Annotated in this window: 15 protein-coding genes; 4 read left to right on the forward strand and 11 right to left on the reverse strand. The window is 71.7% G+C overall.

Annotated features, from left to right (window positions below; genetic code table 11):
- Positions 1-3: 3 nt before the first annotated feature.
- The 3 genes from HEQ75_RS04685 to recG all read right to left on the reverse strand — a co-directional run bounded on the left by HEQ75_RS04685 (position 4) and on the right by recG (position 3,629).
- Entirely contained in the window at positions 4-735 is a 732-nt protein-coding gene (locus tag HEQ75_RS04685) for an ABC transporter permease subunit (protein ID WP_168027774.1), read from the reverse strand.
- Positions 735-1,475 (reverse strand): ABC transporter ATP-binding protein, encoded by a 741-nt coding sequence (locus HEQ75_RS04690; protein ID WP_235961270.1) that lies wholly within the window; start codon positions 1,473-1,475, stop codon positions 735-737. Before HEQ75_RS04690 ends, HEQ75_RS04685 begins: the two co-directional genes overlap by 1 nt.
- Positions 1,476-1,556: 81 nt before the next feature.
- Positions 1,557-3,629 carry an ATP-dependent DNA helicase RecG gene (recG, locus tag HEQ75_RS04695; RefSeq protein ID WP_328733411.1) on the reverse strand — a complete coding sequence of 691 codons (2,073 nt, stop codon included), beginning with the start codon at positions 3,627-3,629 and terminating at the stop codon, positions 1,557-1,559.
- Between the two features lie 82 nt (positions 3,630-3,711).
- Between recG and HEQ75_RS04700 the strand changes: the two genes are divergently transcribed.
- A complete protein-coding gene (locus HEQ75_RS04700; RefSeq protein WP_209318351.1) occupies positions 3,712-4,047 on the forward strand; it encodes an FAD assembly factor SdhE in 336 nt (111 codons plus the stop codon).
- Positions 4,044-7,652 (forward strand): transcription-repair coupling factor, encoded by a 3,609-nt coding sequence (mfd, locus tag HEQ75_RS04705; protein ID WP_168027776.1) that lies wholly within the window; start codon positions 4,044-4,046, stop codon positions 7,650-7,652. The genes HEQ75_RS04700 and mfd overlap by 4 nt, the downstream gene beginning before the upstream one ends.
- Before the next feature lie 82 nt (positions 7,653-7,734).
- On the opposite strand, the gene HEQ75_RS04710 is transcribed toward mfd, so the two are convergent.
- From HEQ75_RS04710 to HEQ75_RS04730, 5 genes are all read right to left on the reverse strand, one after another.
- Positions 7,735-8,394, reverse strand: coding sequence for a DsbA family oxidoreductase (locus HEQ75_RS04710; RefSeq protein WP_328733412.1), 660 nt, complete (start codon positions 8,392-8,394; stop codon positions 7,735-7,737).
- A 32-nt stretch (positions 8,395-8,426) separates the two neighbouring features.
- Positions 8,427-8,849, reverse strand: coding sequence for a globin domain-containing protein (locus HEQ75_RS04715; RefSeq protein ID WP_168027777.1), 423 nt, complete (start codon positions 8,847-8,849; stop codon positions 8,427-8,429).
- Positions 8,850-8,895: 46 nt separating this feature from the next.
- A complete protein-coding gene (locus HEQ75_RS04720) occupies positions 8,896-9,297 on the reverse strand; it encodes a DUF4345 domain-containing protein (RefSeq protein ID WP_168027891.1) in 402 nt (133 codons plus the stop codon).
- 65 nt (positions 9,298-9,362) lie between these two features.
- Positions 9,363-9,512, reverse strand: coding sequence for a hypothetical protein (locus tag HEQ75_RS04725; protein WP_168027778.1), 150 nt, complete (start codon positions 9,510-9,512; stop codon positions 9,363-9,365).
- Positions 9,513-9,887: 375 nt separating this feature from the next.
- Positions 9,888-10,223: a hypothetical protein gene (locus HEQ75_RS04730; RefSeq protein WP_168027779.1), complete on the reverse strand. Its 336-nt coding sequence runs from the start codon at positions 10,221-10,223 to the stop codon at positions 9,888-9,890.
- Between the two features lie 187 nt (positions 10,224-10,410).
- Here HEQ75_RS04730 and HEQ75_RS04735 point away from each other — a divergent pair, with 187 nt between their 5' ends.
- Positions 10,411-12,384 (forward strand): methyl-accepting chemotaxis protein, encoded by a 1,974-nt coding sequence (locus HEQ75_RS04735; RefSeq protein ID WP_268887712.1) that lies wholly within the window; start codon positions 10,411-10,413, stop codon positions 12,382-12,384.
- A gap of 30 nt (positions 12,385-12,414) precedes the next feature.
- On the opposite strand, the gene HEQ75_RS04740 is transcribed toward HEQ75_RS04735, so the two are convergent.
- On the reverse strand, positions 12,415-13,461 hold the full coding sequence (locus HEQ75_RS04740) for an extracellular catalytic domain type 1 short-chain-length polyhydroxyalkanoate depolymerase (RefSeq protein WP_168027781.1): 1,047 nt from the start codon (positions 13,459-13,461) through the stop codon (positions 12,415-12,417).
- The gene (locus HEQ75_RS04745) at positions 13,458-13,868 is read right to left on the reverse strand and encodes a CopG family transcriptional regulator (RefSeq protein ID WP_328733413.1); all 411 of its coding nucleotides are present in this window, start codon (positions 13,866-13,868) and stop codon (positions 13,458-13,460) included. Before HEQ75_RS04745 ends, HEQ75_RS04740 begins: the two co-directional genes overlap by 4 nt.
- 137 nt (positions 13,869-14,005) lie before the next feature.
- Between HEQ75_RS04745 and HEQ75_RS29000 the strand changes: the two genes are divergently transcribed.
- Positions 14,006-14,920 (forward strand): OmpA family protein, encoded by a 915-nt coding sequence (locus tag HEQ75_RS29000; protein ID WP_168027783.1) that lies wholly within the window; start codon positions 14,006-14,008, stop codon positions 14,918-14,920.
- A gap of 1 nt (position 14,921) precedes the next feature.
- On the opposite strand, the gene HEQ75_RS04755 is transcribed toward HEQ75_RS29000, so the two are convergent.
- Complete coding sequence (locus tag HEQ75_RS04755; RefSeq protein ID WP_168027784.1) at positions 14,922-15,395, reverse strand: YaiI/YqxD family protein; 474 nt, start codon at positions 15,393-15,395, stop codon at positions 14,922-14,924.
- Positions 15,396-15,447 lie beyond the last annotated feature (52 nt).

Below are 15,447 nucleotides of genomic sequence, written 5' to 3' on the forward strand. Positions count from 1 at the left end.
GGGTCAGTCCGCCTTCCGCTGGTCGATCGCGATGGTGTTGGCGAACAGGAAGAAGGCCATGAAGGAGGCGAAGAAGATCACGTCCCGCGCCGTGACCACGCCGCGGGTGAAGCCGCCGAGGCGTTCCGTGATGCTGACCGCCCGCGCGATTTCCGCCAGTTCCGGAATGCGCTGGGAGAGGAATTCCGTCACCACGGGGCTGCCGGCGGCGGTCAGGAAGAAGCAGGCCGCGACCGCCAGCACGAAGGCGATGACCTGGTTCTTGGTCATGGCGGATATCGCCGCGCCCACCGCCAGGAAGGCGCCGGCCACCATCATGCAGCCCAGGTAGCCGGTCAGGATCACGCCATTGTCCGGATTGCCCAGCGCATTGACCGTGATCACCAGCGGGAAGGTCAGCGCCAGCGCGATGCCGCAGAAGGCCCAGGCGGCGAGGAACTTGCCCACCACCGCCTCCCACTGCGCCAGCGGCAGGGTCAGCAGCAGCTCGATGGTGCCGAGCCGGCGTTCCTCCGCCCAGAGCCGCATGGTCAGGGCGGGGACCAGGAACAGGAACAGCCAGGGCACGAAGGTGAAGAAGGGCTGCAGATCCGCCTGGCTGCGGGTGAAGAAATTGCCCAGCGTGAAGGTCAGCGCCCCGGCCATGACCAGGAAGATGACGATGAAGACATAGGCGACCGGCGTGGCGAAATACCCCGCCAGCTCGCGCCGGAAGACCGTGACCATGCCACCCATCACGCCGCCTCCGCCGCCGGCAGGGTCAGGGCGCGGAACACCGCGTCCATCGTCGGACCCCGCGCCGCCAATTCCGCTGGCGTCGCATCCGCCACCACCCGACCGCGGGCGATGACCACGGCGCGGGTGCAGACCGCGCCCACCTCCTCCAGGATATGGGTGGAGATGACGATGGCCTTGTCCGGCGCCATGGCGCGGATCAGGTTGCGCACCTCGTGCTTCTGGTTGGGGTCGAGGCCATCGGTCGGCTCGTCCAGCACCAGCACGGCGGGGTCGTGCAGCAGCGCCGCCGCCAGCCCGACGCGCCGCTTGAAGCCTTTCGAGAGTGTCTCCACCGGCTGCAGGCGGACGCCTTCGAGCTGGGTCAGCGCCATGGCGTGCGCCACGCGGTCACCCAGCGCGGCGCCGTGGAAGCCGCGCGCGCGGCCGCAAAACCGCAGGAAGCCCGTCACGGTCATCTCGGGGTAGGTCGGCGCGCCTTCCGGCAGGAAGCCGAGATGGCGCTTCGCCGCCACCGGGCGCTCCACCACATCCTCGCCGCAGATGCGCGCGGTGCCGGCGGTCGGCGTCATGAAGCCGGCCAGCATGCGCATGGTGGTGGACTTGCCGGCGCCATTGGGGCCGAGGAAGCCCAGCACCTCGCCCTTGGCGACGGAGAAGGTCACGTCATCCACGGCCGTGAAGGCCCCGAAGCGTTTGGTCAGGCGCTCGATCTCGATCAGCGCGGTCAATGCCTGCATCCCCCCAAAGCCTGCACCTTGCGGTGAACGTCAGCGCGCCGATTAAGGAGAGGCGGGGTCGGATGCAACCCCTCCAACGGGTTAACCCGCATCCAGCGTGGCCAGGCTGGTGTCATGCCCGAACAGCGCCAGCAGGCCGAGCGCGGCGCGGCCGCGGGGGCTGGCCAGGGACGGGTCGCGGTGCAGCAGCAGCGCCGCATCCTGGTGGGCGAGGTGGGTGAGGCGCGCCACCTCCTCCGCCTCCTCCCGCGGGTCCAGCAGGCGGGCGCCGGGCAGGCCGGATTGCCGGGCGCCCAGCGCATCGCCGCCGCCGCGGGTGAACAGATCCTCCTCGGCGATGCGGAAGCCGTCCTCCGTGTCCCGCAGCACCAGCAGGCGGCGCTTCTCCGCCTCCCCCAGCGCGGTGGAATGCACCAGCAGGCAGGAGGAAGGGCGCGAGCCGCGGCCGACCCGGCCGCGCAGCTGGTGCAGGGCCGCCAGGCCGAAGCGTTCCGCCTGCTCGATCAGCATGATGGTCGCATCCGGCACGTCCACGCCCACCTCGATGACCGTGGTGGCCACCAGGAGCTGGGTGGTGCCGGCGGCGAAATCGGCCAGCGCGGCCTCCCGCACCGCCAGATCCTGCATCCCATGCGCCATGCCCACCTTGCCGGGGAAGCGCGCGGCGAGTTCGGCGAAACGGTCCTCGGCGGCCACCGAATCATCATGCTCGCCGCCCGAGATGGCGCGCACCACCCAATAGGCACGCTCGCCCCGCGCCATGGCGTCGCCCAGCCGGTCGATCACGTCCGGCAGCCGGTCCTGGCCGACGATGCGCGTCGCGATGGGCTGCCGCCCCGCCGGCTTCCCTTCGAGGCGGGAGACCGCCATTTCCCCCCATTGCGTCAGCAGCAGGGTGCGCGGGATGGGGGTGGCGGTCATCACCAGCATGTCCGCATCCTGGCCCTTGCGCGCCAGCATCAGCCGCTGGCCGGTGCCGAAGCGGTGCTGCTCATCCACCACCGAAAGACCCAGGTTGCGGAACACCACCGCCTCCTGGAACAGGGCATGGGTGCCGACCACCACCTGCACCATCCCATCCGCCAGGCCGCGCAGCACCCGCTTGCGGGCGGCGCCCTTCACGCTGCCGGTCAGCAGCTCGACCTGCACCCCGGCCGGCACGCAGAGCTTCTCCAAGGTCCGCAGATGCTGGCGGGCGAGCAGCTCGGTCGGCGCCATCAGCGCGGCCTGGGCGCCGGATTCGACGGCCTGGAGCATGGCCAGCACCGCGACCAGCGTCTTGCCGGACCCCACATCGCCCTGCACCAGCCGCAGCATCCGCCGCGGCGCGGCCATGTCCGCGGCGATTTCCGCCAGCGCCTGGGCCTGGCCCGGGGTGGGTTCATGGCCGAAGGCGGCCAGCGCCTTCGCCGCCAGGGCGCCGGTGCCGGGCATGGCGCGCCCAGGGCGGTCCCGCTGCCGGCGGCGCACCAGGGCGATGGCGACCTGGTGCGCCAACAGCTCGTCATAGGCCAGGCGGCGGCGGGGCAGGGCGGGCAGGGGGCCGGCCGGGCGTTGCAGGGTGCGGATGGCGGTGGCGAAGGCGGGCCAGGCCTCCTGCGCCACCAGGGAGGCATCGGCCCATTCGGGTGGGTCCGGCAGCAGGGCCAGGGCCTGGTCCATGGCGGCGGCGATGCGTCGCCCCGTCAGGCCGCGCACCATGGGCCAGACCGGCTCCACCAGCGGCAACTCGCCCGCCTGGGCCGCCACCTGCGGGTTCATCATGCCGAAGCCGCCCGAGCCCTCGGTCTGTACCCGGCCCGCCAGGAAGCGCGGCTCGCCCGGCGGCAGCAGCTTCAGGATCCAGGGCAGCCGGCCATTCATGAAGCGCAGCGTGATCGGCCGCCCCCCGGCCTCCGCCCGCACCTCCACATAGGGGCGCAGGCTGCGGCCGGACCGGGCGGCGCGGTGGCCCAGCGCCACCGCCTCCAGCACGCAATCGGCATCCAGCGGCGCCTCTGCCGGCGTTGCCACCAGCTGGCGCACCACCACCCGTTCCGGCAGGTGCAGCAGCAGGTCGAAGATGCGCGGCCCGCCGCAGGCTTCCGCCAGCAGCCGGGCCAGGGTGGTCCCCACGCCCGGCAGCCCGCCGATCGGGCCGAGCAGCCCTGTCACAGGCGCATCATCGATGCCCGGTCCGCTTGCTGACAGTATTCCCATGGGCCTCTATATGACAGGGCGCGCCGCCGGCGCCGACATGTCCCAGATTCCCGGGAGCCTCAAGCTGTCCGACCCCACGCCTGCCGACTCCGAGCTCGACCCCCGCCGCCGCCGGCTGAACTTCCGGGCCTGGCACCGCGGCACCAAGGAGACCGACCTGATGGTCGGCGCCTTCGTCGCGCGCCACATCGCGACCTTCACGGATGCCGAGCTGGATGAGCTGGAGCAGATCCTGGAGCTGCCCGATGTGGACCTCGGCGACTGGCTGATGCAGCGCCGGCCGATTCCGGCGGAGCTCGCCGGCCCGCTGCTGTCGCGCATGCTGGTGGAGTGCAACGAATCCGGCGCCGGGCTGCCGCCGCACCTGCGATGAACATCCTGACGGTCCATGGCGCGCCGGAAGGATTCGACGCGCTGCTGCTCGCCCGCCGCCGCGCCGAATCGTCCGGCCCGGTGCTGCATGTCTGCCGCGACGACGCCCGCATGGCCCGGATGGCGGAGGCGCTGGCCTTCTTCGCCCCGCATGGGGAGGTGCTGCGCTTCCCGGCCTGGGACTGCCTGCCCTATGACCGCGTCTCGCCCAACCCCGAGATCGTCTCCGAACGCGTCGCGACGCTGACCCGGCTGGCCGAGCCCGGCCAGGCGCCGCGCATCCTGCTGACCACCATCAACGCCCTGGTGCAGAAGGTGCCGCCGCGCGCCGCCTTCCAGGGTTCCACGCTCGCGCTGAAGCGCGGCGGCCGGGTGAAGCCGGAGAAGCTGACCGCGTTCCTGGAAGCCAATGGCTACCACCGCACCGGCTCCGTCATGGAGCACGGCGAATACGCGGTGCGCGGCGGCATCGTGGACCTGTTCCCCTCCGGCCAATCCGAGCCCGTGCGTCTGGACTTCTTCGGCGACGAGATCGACGACCTTTCCCGATTCGACACCGCCAGCCAGAGACGCGGCGAGAAGGTCGATGCCCTGGTGCTGCGCCCGGTGGGGGAGGTGTTCCTCGACCCCGATTCGATCAGCCGCTTCCGCTCCGGCTACCGCGAATTGTTTGGCGCGGCCGCCGGCGAGGATCCGCTTTATGTCAGCGTCTCCGCCGGGCGGCGCCATCCCGGCATGGAGCACTGGGCCGGGCTGTTCCACGACCATATGGAAACCCTGCTGGACCATCTGGGGGAGGGGGTCTCCGTCTCCCTCGACCACCAAGCCGAGGATGCGCTGGCGGCCCGGCTGGAAATGGTGGTGGACCATTACGAGGCGCGGCGGATGCCGACCCGGGAAGGCGAGGTGCCCTACCGCCCCGCGCCGCCGGACCGCCTGTATATCGACCATGATGGCTGGATCGACATGCTCGAGGCGGCGCGGGTCTTCCGCTTCTCGCCCTTCGACCAGCCGGAACACGCGGCGGGCATCGATGCCGGCGGGCGGCTCGGCCGGCTGTTCAACGATGTGCGGGCGGAAGGCCGGAACGTGTTCCAGGCCTATGGCGAGCACGCGGCGATGCTGGCGAAGCGCAAGCTGCGCCCGGTGCTGGCGGCCTGGACGCGAGGCTCCCGCGAAAGGCTGGCCAACCTGCTGCGGGAGAACAATATCGCGGCCGAGCCGGTGGAGGATTTCCTCGCCGTCCAGAAGCTGCCCATGGGCACGGTGGCGCTCGCCATCGTCGGGGTGGAGCGCGGCTTCGTCGCGCCCGCGGATCGCCATGCGGACGGCCTGGCGCTGGTCGGCGAGCAGGATCTGCTGGGTGAACGCATTGCCCGCCCGCCGCGCCGCCGCAAGCGCGCCGACCAGTTCATCGCCGATGCGACGGAAATCGCCCAGGGCGACCTGGTGGTGCACCAGGACCATGGCATCGGCCGCTATGACGGGCTGGAGACGATCCGCATCAGCGAGGCGCCGCATGAATGCCTGCGGCTGATCTATGACGGCGGCGACAAGCTTTTTCTCCCCGTCGAGAATATCGAGGTTCTTTCGAGGTTCGGCTCGGACGCCGCCGGCGTGGCGCTGGACAAGCTGGGCGGTTCCACCTGGCAGGCCCGCAAGGCCAAGGCCAAGAACCGCATCGCGGATATGGCGGCGGCACTGATCCGCATCGCCGCCGAACGCCAGACGCGCGACGCGCCGGCCGCGATTCCGCCCGAAGGCGCCTGGGACGAATTCTGCGCGAGATTCCCCTTCGCCGAAACCGAGGACCAGCAGCGCGCCATCGCCGATGTGCTGGAGGATCTGGCCGCCGGCCGGCCGATGGATCGCCTGATCTGCGGCGATGTCGGCTTCGGCAAGACGGAGGTCGCACTGCGCGCCGCCTTCGCGGTGGCCATGTCCGGCACCCAGGTGGCGGTGGTGGTGCCGACCACGCTGCTCGCCCGCCAGCATTTCCGCGTCTTCTCCACGCGCTTCGAGGGGCTGCCGATCAAGGTGGCCCAACTCTCCCGCATGGTGAATGCGAAGGACGCGCAGGCGGTGCGCGACGGCGTCAAGGACGGCACCATCAACATCGTCGTCGGCACCCATGCGCTGCTGGCGAAATCGATCGAATTCGCCGACCTGGGCCTCGTCATCGTCGATGAGGAGCAGCATTTCGGCGTCGCCCACAAGGAACGGCTGAAGCAGTTCAAGGCCGATGTCCATGTGCTGACGCTGACGGCCACACCCATCCCGCGCACCCTGCAACTGGCGCTGACCGGCGTGCGGGAGATGAGCGTGATCGCCACCCCGCCGGTCGACCGGCTGGCTGTGCGCACCTTCATCACCCCCTGGGACAGCGTGGTGATCCGCGAGGCGATCCTGCGCGAGCGATTCCGCGGCGGCCAGGTGTTCTGCGTCTGCCCGCGGCTGGAGGACCTGCCGCGGCTGCGCGAACGCCTGACGGAGATCGTGCCGGAGGCGCGCATCGTCGAGGCACATGGGCGGCTGGCACCGACCGAGCTCGAACGGGTGATGACCGAATTCGGCGACCAGAAATACGACATCCTGCTCTCCACCAATATTGTGGAGAGCGGGCTCGACATGCCCGCGGTGAACACGCTGCTGATCCATCGCGCCGACATGTTCGGCCTGGCCGGGCTGTACCAGCTGCGCGGCCGCGTCGGCCGCGGCAAGCTGCGCGGCTATGCCTATCTCACCTGGCCGCAGACCCACCGGCTTTCGGCGGCGGCCGAGAAGCGGCTGGAGGTGATGCAGACGCTGGACAATCTCGGCGCCGGCTTCACCCTGGCCAGCCACGACCTCGACATCCGCGGCGCCGGCAACCTGCTGGGCGACGAGCAATCCGGCCATATCAGGGAAGTTGGCATCGAGCTGTACCAGCAGATGCTGGAGGATGCGGTGCAGACCCTTAAATCCGGCGCGCGCGAGGAGGCGCGGGAGGATCGGGACTGGACGCCGCAGATCAATCTCGGCCTGCCGGTGATGCTGCCCGAGGCCTATGTGCGCGACCTGCCCGTCCGCCTCGGCCTGTATCGCCGCATCGGGTCCCTGCAGACGGAAGCCGAGATCGAGGCGATGGCCGCCGAGCTGGCGGATCGCTTCGGCCAGTTGCCGGCGGAGGCGGAGACTCTGCTGCAGGTGGTCTGGCTGAAGGCGCTGTGCCGCCAGGTGGGGGTGGAGAAGCTGGATGTCGGGCCGAAGGGCATCGTGCTGGCCTTCCGCGGCAACCGCTTTCCCAACCCGCCCGGACTGATCGAATGGGTCACGGGCCAGCACGGGGCGGCCAAGCTGCGGCCGGACCAGAAGCTGGCCTGGGCGCAGGAGATGCCCTACGAGGCGCGCATCCGCGCCGCCCGGGACCTGCTGGCCGCGCTGGCCGAGGTGGCGCAGGGCAGGGTTCCCAGGCCCAGCGCCCCGCCACCGCCGCCGCCGAAGGGCCCGGCGCCGAAGGCCGCCCCGGCCTTCAAGAAGACGGTCTTCCGCACCGGCAATGTGCCGCCGGCGCCAAAGGGCGCGGCGACGAAGCCGATCCCCTTTCCGGGGCGCTGGAAGCGGTAGGGCGTTTCCCCGGTCGCCGGATCACCCGGCGACCCGTTCAGGTGCGGCATGGCGGCGAGCGGATCCGGCGCCGGGACGGGCGTCAGCCCTCCACCACCGCCACATCCAGCAGCCGCTCGATCACCTCCGGCTCCTGCGCGCCCGCAATGGCATGCCGCCCCTGCACCACGAAGCAGGGCACGCCGTTGATGCCGAGCCGGTGCGCGCGGAGGTTGTCCGCATGCACCGCCTCCGCCTCCGCCGGGCTGGCCAGGAGGCGACGCGTGGCCAGCGGGTCCATGCCGAGCCCGGCCGCGACCGCCACCAGCACCCCGATCTCCCCGATATCCTCGCCCTCGCAGAAATAGGCCTGGAACAGCGCGTCCACCGCCTCCGCCGCCATCCCGTGGCGCTCCGCCAGCCGCACCAGCCGGTGCGCGTCGAGCGACGGCGGGATGCGGCGGATGCGGTCGAACTGGAAGTTCACCCCTTCGCCGCGGCCAAGCTCCGCGATGGTGGCGTGCAGGCGCCGGGCGCGGTCCTCGCCGCCGAATTTGCGGATGATGTAGTCACCGCGCGGCACGCCGCCCGGCGCGATGTCCGGGTTCAGCAGGAAGGGCCGCCAGCTGAGGTCGGCGGCGATGTCCGGCCGCGCCCGCAGGGTGCGGCGCAGCCGGCGCGTGCCGAGGAAGCACCAGGGGCAGACCAGGTCGAAGACGATCTCGATCTGCAGGCGGGCGCGCGGAGGGGCGAGGATATTCACGCCGACATGATAGCACCCCGCGCGGCCCTGAGTCAGGCGCTGGCGGAGGACCCGGCCGCGGCGATCATCGTCTCGGCCAGCAGCGCATAGGCGGCGGCCCAGGCTTCCCGCAACTCGGGCGTGAAGGCGGCGCCCAGCCCGTCCTGCAGCACGTCGAGCAGCGCGGTCGCGACCGTGTCGTAATGCGCCGGCTGCACGCCATAGGTGCCATGCCGTTCCCCCAGCGCGATCACCGCGGGCAGAAGCTGGTCCGGCACCCGGAGATTGGTCGCCACGAAGCCGATCGCCTGCATCAGCTTGCGGCCCTGCACGACGAGATCGGCGTTGCGGAACAGCGGCCGCAGCGCTGGGTCCAGTTCGAACAAGCGCTCGTAGAAGGCGGCAGCCGCCGGGGTGGCGAGTGGTGCCACCATGGCAAAGCTCGTCTCCACAAGCGAGATCTGGGCAGGGGTCATGCACGGCACTCCGGCGGGGGCGGCGGGTCTTGGCCCGCCGCCGGTTTCAATGCCATTTCGCCAGGTTTCGCCCGGCGTCACGCGCCGCGATCCGGCCTTGCCACAGGCAGAGCAGCGGCGTGACCACAAGCTCCATGACCAGCGCGGCGCCCATGGGCAGGCCCGGCCAGCCCGATCCGGGCAGCGCCGCCAGCCGTGCCAGCCCGCCCAGCACGACGATCGCGGTCAGCAGCCGGAACCGGGCGGTACGGCGCGGCAAGGCGGGCAGGGTGCTCCAGAAGCCCAGGCCGATGCCCAGAAGCAGTCCGGAGAGATAGCGGTAGTGGCTGTCCGCCGCGGCATCCCAGCCGATCGCGCCGAGCATCATCGGCCCCAGGATCACGCCCGCGGCCCCGGCCAGCACCGGAACACAACCGGCGATTGCAATCGCGATCCGGAGCAGTCCCAGCCCTGCCGGGCTCGTGCGGGACCCGGCCGCGCCGGGATCGCCCGGATCAGGGGGCAGGGCGCCGGCTACCAGCGCACCAGCGGATCGTAGGGCTGCACCATCTGCGCCGGTTCGAAGGCGGCGCGCACCACATCGCCGAATCCAAAAGCCAGGCCGACCAGGGCAAGCACGGCGACAACCACCACGGTGGTGTGGACCAGTCGCTTACGGCGCACAGGATTAGGGGGTGGTTGCATGCGCGGAACCTAGTCCAACCCCCCGGTCGAAGTCCACCCAAGGTTGCGCTGGGCAATAAAATGCAATCATATTTCCAGGGGCTGCATGCCGGTACTGGCGCAGGCGGCGCGGCAGCTCGGGCGGATGCCGCGCAAACGCACCGGATGGCGGTCATCCGCCATTCCACTCCGCTTTCCGACAGGCCCGAACCGGGGCGGCGCCCCGCCACGTCGCGTTTCCTGGGTTTGATCAGGTGTTTTGCAACGCCGCTGCAAGCCCCGGCGTCGTATCACGAAAGCCGGAGCAGCCCGGTGCCTACCCGGCGACTCGGGCGCGGCGCAGCCAGGCGGTCGCGGCGGGGCCGGGCGAGCCCCTCATACCGCCCGCAGCGCCCGCGTCGCCGCGTCGCGCGTCGCGACCAGGGCGGCGAGCATGGCGCCGGCCTGCTTCATCGCCCCGGCCTCGCTGGCATCGAGGTCCGCCACCTGTTCCTCCGCATGGCCAACGCCGGCGACAAGCTGCTCCCGCAGTTCATCGAGCTGGGCGCGCACCGCCATGCGGTCGCAATCCGGCGCGGCCAGCCATTCGCCGGCGATCACCTCCACCTCCCGCGCCATGCGCCCCGGCGCGGCGCCGCGGCCGGCCAGCGCCAGCAGCCGGGTGATCGCGGCATCGACCGGGCGCACCGGTCGCGGCTTGCGTACTGCCATTCTGCTCAACCTCTCTGGGAGTCGCAGCGTATCATATTCTGGTTTTGTTCCAAGGGCGATCCCGCCGGGCGCCTTGGCCGCACCGCCGGCGCGCCGGCTCCGGGTTTATTCCCCATTATCATTCGTAGCATAGCTTTGCGGGCTCGCCCGGCCCCTGCGGCCGGTACCAGCGGAGGATTTCCCGGACATGTCTGTCTCATCGCCAATCGTGGTCGGCGGCGGCATTCGCGCGCGCCTTGTCTTGGGCTTCATGGCGGTGCTCACGTTGCTCGTGGCGCTCGCCGCCATCGCGGTGCAGCGGGTCAACGGCATCAGCGCCAGCCTGGCGACGATCAACGACATCAACAGCGTCAAACAGCGCTACGCGATCAATTTCCGCGGCAGCGTGCATGACCGTGCCATCAGCCTGCGCGACGTGGTGCTGGTTTCGGTCCCGGCGGAACGTGACGCCGCGCTGGCCGAGATCGCCCGCCTCGCCGCCGACTATGCCGCCAGCGCCACGCGGCTGGATGCGATGATGGCCAGTGGCGCGGAGGTCACGCCGGGCGAACAGCGCATTCTCACCTCGATCAAGGAGACGGAGGCGCGGACCATGCCGCTGGTCGCCGCCGTGGTGGCCGCCCGGCAGGCCGGCGATGCGGCCAGGGCGCACGCCCTGCTTCTGGACCAGGCGCGCCCGGCCTTCGTCGAATGGCTGGCGCGGATCAACCAGTTCATCGACCTGCAGGAGGAGAAGAACCGCCTGATCGCCCGCCAGGCGCGGGATGTGGCGGAGGGCTTCCAAGTGCTGATGCTGGCGCTACTGGCCGGCGGGCTGCTGCTGGGCGCTGGCATCGCGCTCTGGTCGATGCGCGCCATCGCACCGCTGCGGGCGCTGTCGCGGGCGATGCTGCGCATGGCCGATGGGGATCTGGCGCTCGAAGTGCCCGGCCGAGGCCGGCGCGACGAGGTGGGCAGCATGGCGCATGCGGTGGAGGTCTTTCGCACCCAGGGCCAGGAGGCGCAGCGGCTGCGGGCCGAACAGGAAGCCCAGCGCAGCGCCGCCCACGCCACCCAGGTCGCCGCCCTGCGTGGCATGGCGGACCGGGTGGAGGGTGAGACGGTAGCGGCCATGGAGGGCATCTCCCGCCAGGCGCGTCAGCTGGCGGAGGGGGCGGAGGCAATGGCGGGCGCCGTGGCGCGCGTCGATGCGAATGCCGGCGCGGTCGGCACCGCGGCGCAGGAATCGCTGCATGTGGCGGAGACGGTGGCTTCGGCGGCGGAGCAGCTGACCGCCTCGATCCGCGGCATCACCCAGCAGGTGCGGGAAGCCGCGGAGGTCAGCCGCGCCACTGCCGCGGACAGCACGGAAACCGAGGCGGTGATCGTCGCGCTCTCCGCCGCCGTGGGCCAGATCGGCGCCGTCACGCGCCTGATCCAGGAGATCGCCGGCAAGACCAACCTGCTGGCGCTGAACGCGACGATCGAGGCGGCGCGCGCCGGGGACGCCGGCAAGGGCTTCGCCGTCGTGGCCAGCGAGGTGAAGGGGCTGGCGGCGCAGACCGCCAAGGCGACGGAGGAGATCGGCCAGCATATCGAGGCCGTCAGCCAGCGCACCGCCGCGGCGGTGGAGACGGTGCAGCGCATCGCCCAGTCGGTCGCGCGGATGGACGCGCTGGCCGCCGGGCTCGCCGATGCCGTGGGCCAGCAGGACAGCGCGACGCGGGAGATCGCGCGCAGCATCGCCTCCTCCACCCAGGCGACGCGGGAGGTGACGCAGCGCATCGGCCAGGTCTCCACCGATGCGCGGGAGGCCGGGGAACGGGCTGGCCGCAGCCGGCAGGAAACCGCCACCCTCGCCGCGGAGGCGGAAGGCCTCACGCGGCAGGTGGTGGAGATCCTGCGCACCGCGGTGCCGGAGGTCGACCGCCGCAGCAATCCGCGCAGCCCGGCCGCCGGCCAGGCGGTGCTGGAGATCGGCCGACAGAAGCTGACAGTGGAGATGCAGGACTTGGCAGTCGGCGGCGTCGGCGTCCTGGGCGAACTGGAGGTGGAGCCCGGCACCCGCGGCACGCTGCACCTGCCGGGCCAGCCGCCACGGCCCGTGGAACTGCGCAACCGCAAGGGCGGCCGGGCCGGCTTCGCCTTTCTCGATGCAGTGAAGCTGGGCCAGGCGGCCTGACCGGGCAGCCTGACCGGGCAGCCTGGCCGGTCAGCCTTCCGCCAGGCTGTGCTGCGCGAAGAAGTGCAGCATGGCGCGGGAGGCATCGGGGCCGCTCGGGTCGGTGTAGCTGCCGGCGGCATCGCCGCCGGACCAGGCATGGCCGCCGCCATGCACCAGCCATTGTTCCAGCAGCACCCGCCCGGCCGCATCCGTATGCCGGATGCAGGTGAAGCCGTGCCCGCCGGGCACCTCGCCGCGCTCCGTCGTCGCATGCAGCCCCTCGGCGCCGGCGCGGGCGATGACCTGGTCGCCATTCACCGGGTGCACCGTTGAATCCCGGTCGGCGTGGAAGACGATGGTCGGCACCCGCCGGCCCACGCGTTCCCCCGCCGCCCCGCCGCGGCGCATGGCGGACAGGGCCGAGCCCAGGTCCCGCGCCGCGCCGCAGGCCAGGCCGGAATGCACGCCGATCGCGGCGAACAGCTCCGGATAGGCTTCCCCCATGATGGCGGCAGCGGCGCCGCCGGCGGACAGCCCGGCGACATGCACGCGCCGCGGATCCACCGGATGCTGCGCCGTCACCTGCCGCACCATGCCGGCGATCAGCGCCGGCTCGCCGCGGTCGCGGCCCTGGTCCTCCGGATTGAACCAGTTCCAGCAGCGCTGGGCATTGGCCGCCTGGGTCTGTTCGGGCCAGGCGACCAGGAAGGGCCCCGCCTCGGCCAGCGCGTTCATCCGCGTGCCGGCGGCGAAATCCTCCGGCGTCTGGGTGCAGCCATGCAGCATCACCAGCAGCGGCAGCGCCTGGCCGGATGGCGCGGTGGCCGGAATGTACAGGCGGTAGTCCAGGCGTCCGGTCGGCCCGGCGAAGGTCTCCGACAGGAAGCGGGCGCCGGCCGGCAGGGGCGTCTCCGGGCGCTGCGGCTGGCGCCTGCCCAGGTTGGGCATGCGCAAACCGGGCATGTGCAGCGGCATCTTCGGCAGGCTGGGCAGGCGCAGCGCCGGCAGGCCCTGGCTGGAACGCAGGCCGTCCAGCGCGGACAGCGCCCGGGAAAGCCGGCCCGTCAGGTTGATAGGGGTACGCGGGGGGTTCATGCAATTCGGTCCTTGAGCGCGGCCTTCACCGCGGGGCTTGCCTGCAACGCGCCAAGCACGGCGACGGAGGCGATCGTCGCCCGCGCCAGTTCCGGGGAGACGTCGGGGGCGATGCTGGCCAGGCCGAGCACCCGCAGATGCAGCATCCGGCCTTCCGCCCGCGCCGCCTCCAGCTCCGCCCGCCCGACCTGGCGCAGCCCGAGTTCCAACTGCCGCCGTGCCACCGCCTGCCGGGCGGCATCGGCGTGGCGGTCGATCTGGTTGCGGATGGCGGTGCGGATGAAGTCGGTGCGGTTGGCGTAGAAGCCGTCCTGCACCAGCAGGTCGATATGGCCGAGGTCGATGGGGAACAGGTTCACCGTGATCTTCTCGCTGTCCTGCCCCGTGCGCCGTATCTGCAGCTCCACACCATCCCTCCACCATCCCATTGGATGGTAGATGGCGGGTGCTCTCCCCCGCCGCAAGCGGCGTTGCATCACGCCCTTGGCATTGGAGTCGCCACATCCGCATCGGTTACGCGCAAGCGGGGAAAAGGAGAGGCGCGATGAAGCACCGCTTGATGCAACCCATGCTGGTGGCACTGCTGCTGGCCGGTGGGCCGGGCCTGGCCCAGGCGCAGGCCGACCACCCGCTGGTCGGCCGCTACCAGGGCGCGACGCTGCGCGACCGGACCGATGAAGCCTTCACCGCCTATCCGCGCATCATCGGCTTCGCCGAGGGCGCGCCGCAGACCGAGACGCGGGAGGGAAGGCTCACCCGCCTGGCCTATGACAATCCCGACGGGCGCTCGACGCTCGAGATCCTGCGCAACCATCTGGCGGCGCTGCAGGCTCGGCCGGGCTTCCGGCTGGACTGGCAATGCGCCGGCCGCGCCGCCTGCGGCAGCACCGCGCGCACGCCCCAGGGGCGCGGCTGGAACGGGGTGAACGGGATGAATGTCGGCGCCGGCAACGATGTCCGCTACGCCACCGGTCAGCTGGCGACCGGGACGGCGGAGGCCTTCATCGCCATCGGCGTCACCCCGCGCCGCACCCTGGTGCATGTGCTGGAGGTGGCGCGGATGGAGGAGCGGATGGTGGCGCCGGATGCCGCCACCCTGGCGGCGGAGCTGGCGCGCAGCGGCCGCGCCACGCTGCCCGGCGTGTTCTTCGACACGGGGGAGGACACGCTGCGCCCGGAATCCGATGCGGCGCTGGCGCAGGCCGCCGCCCTGCTGCGCAGCCAGCCCGACCTGCGCCTGCGGGTGGAGGGCCACACGGATGCGGAGGGCGACGACGCCTTCAACCGGACGCTGTCCCAGCGCCGGGCGGACCGCGTCCGCCAGGCGCTGGTGGAGCGCCACGGCATCGCCCCCGCGCGGCTGACGGCGGCGGGGTTGGGGGAGGACAGGCCGGTGGCCGACAACGCCACGCCCGAAGGCCGCGCCCGCAACCGGCGGGTGGAGCTGGTGCGGCCCTGAGCTAGGCCTGCCGCGCCCGGCGCAGCGCCGCCTGCGCCATCGCGTCCAGCGCATTGAGGAAGCGCGACTTGTCGGCCCCCGCCATGGCCGGCGGGCCGCCGCCCATGCCGAGTTCCCGAAGATGCTGCGACATGGCCCTGCCGGCCATGGCGCTGCCGATGTTGTTCTCGGTCCAGGGGTGGCCCCGGAAATTCAGGGCGAAGGCGCCCTTGGCCAGGCAGCGCGCGGCCAGCGGGATATCGGCGGTGAGGCAGACATCGATGGGCGAGGCCTCGTCGGCGATCCAGTCATCCGCCTTGTCCGCGCCATCGGTGACGATGACGATGCGCGTGCGCCCGCCCGGCGGCCGGATGGGGCGGGAGCCGTTGGAGACGAAGATCGTCTCGAAGCCCAGCCGCCCGGCGACGCGCAGGATTTCCTCCCGCACCGGGCAGGCATCGGCATCCACCAGGAAGCGCGGCTCGGCTTGCCCCATCGATTCAGACCTCCGGTGCTCGGCTTCGCCTGCGCCCTCTGGTCATCGACGG

It is taken from the genome of Falsiroseomonas selenitidurans (genome assembly GCF_012103215.1).
GTDB classification, from domain to species: domain Bacteria; phylum Pseudomonadota; class Alphaproteobacteria; order Acetobacterales; family Acetobacteraceae; genus Falsiroseomonas; species Falsiroseomonas selenitidurans.

What these genes read in the sequence shown, in the direction of transcription:
- mfd (WP_168027776.1), top strand. Translation starts at nt 4,044, where the DNA reads ATGAACATCCTGACGGTCCATGGCGCGCCGGAAGGATTCGACGCGCTG.
- HEQ75_RS29000 (WP_168027783.1), top strand. Translation starts at nt 14,006, where the DNA reads ATGAAGCACCGCTTGATGCAACCCATGCTGGTGGCACTGCTGCTGGCC.
- HEQ75_RS04740 (WP_168027781.1), bottom strand. Translation starts at nt 13,461, where the DNA reads ATGAACCCCCCGCGTACCCCTATCAACCTGACGGGCCGGCTTTCCCGG.
- HEQ75_RS04730 (WP_168027779.1), bottom strand. Translation starts at nt 10,223, where the DNA reads ATGGCAGTACGCAAGCCGCGACCGGTGCGCCCGGTCGATGCCGCGATC.
- HEQ75_RS04700 (WP_209318351.1), top strand. Translation starts at nt 3,712, where the DNA reads ATGTCCCAGATTCCCGGGAGCCTCAAGCTGTCCGACCCCACGCCTGCC.
- HEQ75_RS04685 (WP_168027774.1), bottom strand. Translation starts at nt 735, where the DNA reads ATGGGTGGCATGGTCACGGTCTTCCGGCGCGAGCTGGCGGGGTATTTC.
- HEQ75_RS04715 (WP_168027777.1), bottom strand. Translation starts at nt 8,849, where the DNA reads ATGACCCCTGCCCAGATCTCGCTTGTGGAGACGAGCTTTGCCATGGTG.
- HEQ75_RS04735 (WP_268887712.1), top strand. Translation starts at nt 10,411, where the DNA reads ATGTCTGTCTCATCGCCAATCGTGGTCGGCGGCGGCATTCGCGCGCGC.
- HEQ75_RS04755 (WP_168027784.1), bottom strand. Translation starts at nt 15,395, where the DNA reads ATGGGGCAAGCCGAGCCGCGCTTCCTGGTGGATGCCGATGCCTGCCCG.
- HEQ75_RS04690 (WP_235961270.1), bottom strand. Translation starts at nt 1,475, where the DNA reads ATGCAGGCATTGACCGCGCTGATCGAGATCGAGCGCCTGACCAAACGC.